The sequence below is a fragment of the Pseudonocardia sp. KRD291 genome, assembly GCF_019263595.1.
Lineage (GTDB): Bacteria > Actinomycetota > Actinomycetes > Mycobacteriales > Pseudonocardiaceae > Pseudonocardia.
Genome location: NZ_JADQDD010000392.1, coordinates 1 through 4,775 on the forward strand (window position 1 = coordinate 1; position 4,775 = coordinate 4,775).

Genomic DNA, 4,775 nt, shown 5'->3' on the forward strand with positions numbered 1-4,775 from the left:
CCGGATCCGGGGGCCCGGGCCGCATCGCTCCCGGCCTCGTCGTCGCCCGACGCCGGACGTGAGGGGCGGGGTTGCGCGCCCTCGTCCGGCTCGGGTCCGAAGCCGGCGTGGCGCTCGGCCTTCACCAGACGCCCGGAGCGCACCCGGTCGGCCAGCTCCGGGTCGGCGAGGGCGGACTCGAGGATCGTGCGGACCTCCCGCTCGAGGGTCGACTCCACCCGGTGCCCGGCCTCGCGCCCCAGCGCGGCGGCCTGCCGAGACAGCGCGCCCACCAGTTTGCTGCGCTGCGCGGAGATCGTCCGCAGCGCGCCGCCGTCGAGGGAGCGCTGGGCGGCGGCGAGCGTGTCGGCGAGCCCGAGCAGGCCCTCGACCTCGTCCGGACGGGCGTGGACGAGCAGGTTGGTCAGCCACGCGGCCCGCGACGGGCGCCGCAGAGCGGCGATGGCCTTGGCCGCGTCCCGGTCCCCGGCCTCCTTGGCCCGGGCGACGTGCGCGTCCCGCTCGGCGACGAAGTCCTCTGGCGCGAGCCGGTACAGCTCCGCCTCCGCCTGCTCGACCGCGTCCACCCGTCACACCCTGCCGCGCCGGAGTCCCCCGCGCGAGCACCCGCCCGGAGAACGACCGTGGCGTTCGTTGCGACGGACGCTACGAGACTCACGCTCGTTGCGGGCCCGGACACAGGCGCGCCCCGCCGGGGCCGGGCACACGCGCGCCCCCGCCGGTGGCCGGCGGGGGCGCGGGTGGTGGAGCGGGGTCAGCGCAGGCAGACGCTCGCGTCCGGCTCGACGGCGCGGAAGGTGAAGCTCTCCTCGAGGTAGAGGTGCACCTCGTTCGCGTCGTGGTCGGAGTAGCCGATCGCCAGGTCCTGGCCGACGTCGAGCAGGAAGTCCCCACCGCGCTGGCTGACGACCACGGCGCCGTCCAGGCCGTGCGCCCGCAGGATCTGTCCACCGAGGATCCGGCTCAGGTGCTCGAACAGCGGGTAGCCGCCGTGCTCGGCGGTCTCCACGATCCGGGTGTAGCCCTCGGGCGCGATCGCCAACGCGTACGGGCCCTCGATGCCGTTGCGGCGCAGGTGGTCCACCGCGCGGGCGACGGTAGCGGGGTAGCTGTCGGGGTTGTCGCCCAGGCTGTGCGCCTCGTACGGCGAGACGCCGGCGATGCCCTCGAACCCGGCCTCCGGCCAGCCGTGGAAGATCGCCCGGTTCTCGATCACGGCGGCCTCACGGGCGGCGCGGGCGAGGTCGTCGAACTCGGGGTCCTGGGCGCCGCGCTGCAGGTCGTCGATCTCGTCGCGGGAGACCGAGAACGGGACACGGAACTCGGCCATCGCCTGCACCCTGCGCAGGCGCGCGGTCGTCCCCTCGGCCTTCACTCCGGGCGGCGGGCCGTCCAGGCGCCGGGAACGGCCCAGGTCGACCGAGGATGTCTGCCACCCCGTCGTGCCGGTCCAGTCGGCGAGCCGGCGGCCGGAGAGCAGCGGGGTCAGACGCTCGCGCGCCTCGTCGTCGACCGCCTTCCAGGCGAGCTCCGGGATGGGTGCCTTCTCCCGCAGGAGATGGTCGTTAACGGCCACGTCTAATTCTCCTTCAGGCTGCCGATCCCGAGCCCGTCACGGGTCGGGTCCGACGAGCCGATCTCCGCCTCGACCGCTTCGACGTACCCCTCGGGGTCCTTGTCGGAGTTGTCCAGGCCTTCGGTGGTGGGGTGGGCGTCGAGGAACTCGCTGAACTGCTGGCCGAGCGACTCGCGCAGTCCGGTGGTGGCGTGCAGGCGGAAGTTGGCGAGGCCCTCGTTCTCCTCCTCGCCCATGTGCTCGTCGTTCGCACGACGGGCGGCCCAGACCCCCTCCCACCACTGGCGGCTGCCGACCGGGCTGCGCTCGGCCTGCGCGACACCGTCACGGATGTCGTTGTGGTCGCCGATGGCGTCGAGGGTCTCGTCCTCCGGGTCCTCGCCGTGGGCGAGCAGCTGCGGATAGAAGATCTTCTCCTCGGCGATCGCGTGCACGTCCAGACGCGACGCCAGTGGCTCCCACTTGCGGGAGAGCTCGCGCGGGTCGGTGTCGGAGCGCGCCTGCAGCTCGTCCAGGTCCGCGAACTGCTGACGGAACCACTGGTGATCGTTCAGGATCAGCTGGGTGATGTCGGGCACCGGCGCAGGTTACGACGGAGCGGGCCGCTCGGCGCGGTGAACGCTCGCCCGTCCGCGTGACCTGCGCCGGACGCGCGCTCAGCTGAGGTTGGCGTAGCTGCCGACGAGGGTGGCCCGGCCCAGGGTGTGGCCGAACATGTTGAACGCGAGGAACGTCGGCGTCGCGGTGGCCGGGACGTCGAGGCTCGCGACGTCCAGGGCGTGCACGACCACGTAGTAGCGGTGCGGGCCGTGCCCGGGCGGCGGGGCGGCACCGAGGTAGCGGGGAAGGCTCGCGTCGTTGGGTAGCTGGACCGCTCCCGGGGGCAGCGCCGACCCGGACTCGTCGCCCGCGCCGGAGGGCAGCTCGGTCACCGACGCCGGGATGTTGAACACCGCCCAGTGCCAGAACCCGGCGACGGTCGGGGCGTCCGGGTCGTAGACGGTGACGACGTAGGAGGCCGTGCCCTCCGGCGCGCCGGACCAGGACAGCTGCGGCGAGACGTCCTCGCCGCCGGCGCCGAAGATCCCCGAGAGCTGGGGTGTGGCCAGCGTGGCGCCGTCGGCGAGGTCGGTGCTGGTGAGGTCGAACGACGGCACCTGGGGCAGCTCGTCGTAGGGGTTGCGGGGCATGGTCCTGCGCACCTCCGGTCTGGGGTGGACGGTCGTGGCCTGCGGGACGCACCCGCGGTCACCGGCGATCCTGGCACGCGGGGCGGGCCGGTGCCGACCGGGATCGGGGCCTGCGCGGGGATGGCAGAGTGACCGGGTGCAGATCCTGTTGTTGCTCGTCGGGCTGATGCTGGCCGCGGTGCTGCTCGTCGGGGTGGGGGACCGGCTGCGGCTGCCGTGGCCGGCGCTGATGGTCGTGATCGGCGTGCTGGTGGCGCTGGTCCCGGGCCTGCCGGACACGTTCACGCTCGACCCGGAGCTGATCCTGCCGCTGTTCCTGCCGCCGCTGCTGTTCGCCACTGCACAGCGGACGTCGTGGGCGGTGTTCCGGGCGCGCTGGCGCTCGATCGCGTTGCTGGCGGTCGCGCTGGTCGTGGTCACCGTCGCCGCCGTGGCCGGGACGGCGACGGTCCTGGTCCCGGGCATCGCGCTGACCGCGGCGGTGGCGCTCGGTGCGATGGTCGCGCCGCCGGACCCCGTCGCCGTCGAGGCCGTCGCGGGCACGGTGCGGATCCCGCGCCGGCTGCTCGCGGTGCTGCAGAGCGAGGGCCTGTTCAACGACGCGACCGCGCTGGTGATCTTCCAGGCCGCCGTGCTGGCCACGGTCGGGCGGGACACGCTGAGCCCGGCCGCTCTGGGCCTGCGGTTCGTGGCCGGGGCGCTGGGCGCGGTGCTGATCGGGCTGGGGGTGGCCTGGGTCGCGCGGACCGTGCTCGGACGGCTGACCGACACGACCGGGCGCAGCGCCCTGACCCTGGTGCTGCCGTTCGCCACCTACCTGACCGCGGACGAGCTCGGCGCCTCCGGGGTGATCGCGGTGGTCGTGCTGGCCCTGCAGATGCGCCGCAACGCCGACGCCGACGAGGCGGCCGAGCGCCTCACCCAGACTTCCCTCTGGAACGTCGTCGAGCTGCTGGTCACCGGGATCGCGTTCGGGCTGATCGGGCTGGACCTGCGCCAGGTCCTCACCGACGCGGGAGACGACCTGCCACGGATGCTCGGCCACGCCGCACTCGTGTGCGCGGTGGTGGTCGGGGTGCGCGCGGTGTGGATGACGGCGGCGTGGCGGATCCTGCGACGCGGCGAGGACTCCTCCTCCGCGCCGCGGACCGGCCGCGAGGCGGTGCTGCTGACCTGGTGCGGGATGCGGGGGCTGGCGACCCTCGCGCTCGCGCTGTCGCTGCCGCTCGCCACGGCCGACGGGGCGCCGTTCCCGGCCCGCACCGAGATCATCCTGATCGCGGTCTCGGTGCTGTTCACGACGCTGCTGGTCCCCGGGTTCACGCTCCCGCTGCTGGTCCGCGCCCTGGGCGTGGACACCGAGGCCGAGGCGGAGAAGCGGGCCGAGAAGGTCATCGTGCTGCGGGCGCGGCGCGCCGCGGCCGCGACGATGGAGTTCGAGCAGCAGATCCGGGGCCTGCCCGAGGACGTCGCGTCCGGGCTGCGGGAACGCCTCGGTCGCCTGGAGGCCGTGCTCACCGGCGAGCCGTCGAGCGAGGAGGACCGCCAGCGACTGGCCACGCTGCGCGAGACCCGGGAACGCGCGAACGCGGCCCAGGCCGCGGCGCTGTCCGCAGCCCGCGCGGAGGTGCTCGCCGCCCGCCGGGAGCCGGGGGTGGACCCGCAGGCCGCGGACCGGGTGCTGCGCCGTCTGGACCTGCGGACGGTCCTGCTCGACTAGCGACGGGCCCCGCTCAGCGGGGGCCGTAGACGATGACGACGTTGCCCCACGGGTCCCTCGCCACGGCGCGCGTCTCGTGCGGGCCGGCCTCGGGCCCGCGCACCACCGACCCGCCCGCCGTGGTCACCGCCTGGAGCGCCGCGGCCACGTCGGCGACCTTGAACGACGCCGCGACCACGCCGCCGGTCAGGTCCTCGGCGGGCCCGGCCAGGGCGAGCTTCGCCCCGCCGCCGTCGAGCGCGGCGTAGCGGTCGCCGTCGGTGAACAGGGCGGAGAGCCCGAACGCGTC

At 74.7% G+C, this 4,775-nt stretch carries 5 protein-coding genes and 1 pseudogene; 1 reads left to right on the top strand and 5 read right to left on the bottom strand.

Features of this window, described 5'->3' with window-relative positions:
• From I4I78_RS30455 to I4I78_RS30470, 4 genes and pseudogenes are all read right to left on the bottom strand, one after another.
• A pseudogene (locus I4I78_RS30455) lies at nt 1-566 on the bottom strand (hypothetical protein); the annotation flags it as partial.
• A gap of 188 nt (nt 567-754) precedes the next feature.
• Nucleotides 755-1,576, bottom strand: coding sequence for a family 1 encapsulin nanocompartment shell protein (locus tag I4I78_RS30460; RefSeq protein WP_218614965.1), 822 nt, complete (start codon nt 1,574-1,576; stop codon nt 755-757).
• 2 nt (nt 1,577-1,578) lie between these two features.
• Complete coding sequence (locus tag I4I78_RS30465) at nt 1,579-2,154, bottom strand: hemerythrin domain-containing protein (protein ID WP_218614966.1); 576 nt, start codon at nt 2,152-2,154, stop codon at nt 1,579-1,581.
• Between the two features lie 78 nt (nt 2,155-2,232).
• Nucleotides 2,233-2,766, bottom strand: coding sequence for a YbhB/YbcL family Raf kinase inhibitor-like protein (locus I4I78_RS30470; protein ID WP_218614967.1), 534 nt, complete (start codon nt 2,764-2,766; stop codon nt 2,233-2,235).
• A gap of 136 nt (nt 2,767-2,902) precedes the next feature.
• Here I4I78_RS30470 and I4I78_RS30475 point away from each other — a divergent pair, with 136 nt between their 5' ends.
• Entirely contained in the window at nt 2,903-4,486 is a 1,584-nt protein-coding gene (locus I4I78_RS30475; protein ID WP_218614968.1) for a Na+/H+ antiporter, read from the top strand.
• A gap of 13 nt (nt 4,487-4,499) precedes the next feature.
• On the opposite strand, the gene I4I78_RS30480 is transcribed toward I4I78_RS30475, so the two are convergent.
• The coding region (locus tag I4I78_RS30480; protein ID WP_218614969.1) for a VOC family protein at nt 4,500-4,775 on the bottom strand (276 nt) is incomplete at its 5' end.

Coding starts and splice junctions, on each gene's coding strand:
- I4I78_RS30470 (WP_218614967.1), bottom strand. CDS start 2,766: ATGCCCCGCAACCCCTACGACGAGCTGCCCCAGGTGCCGTCGTTCGAC.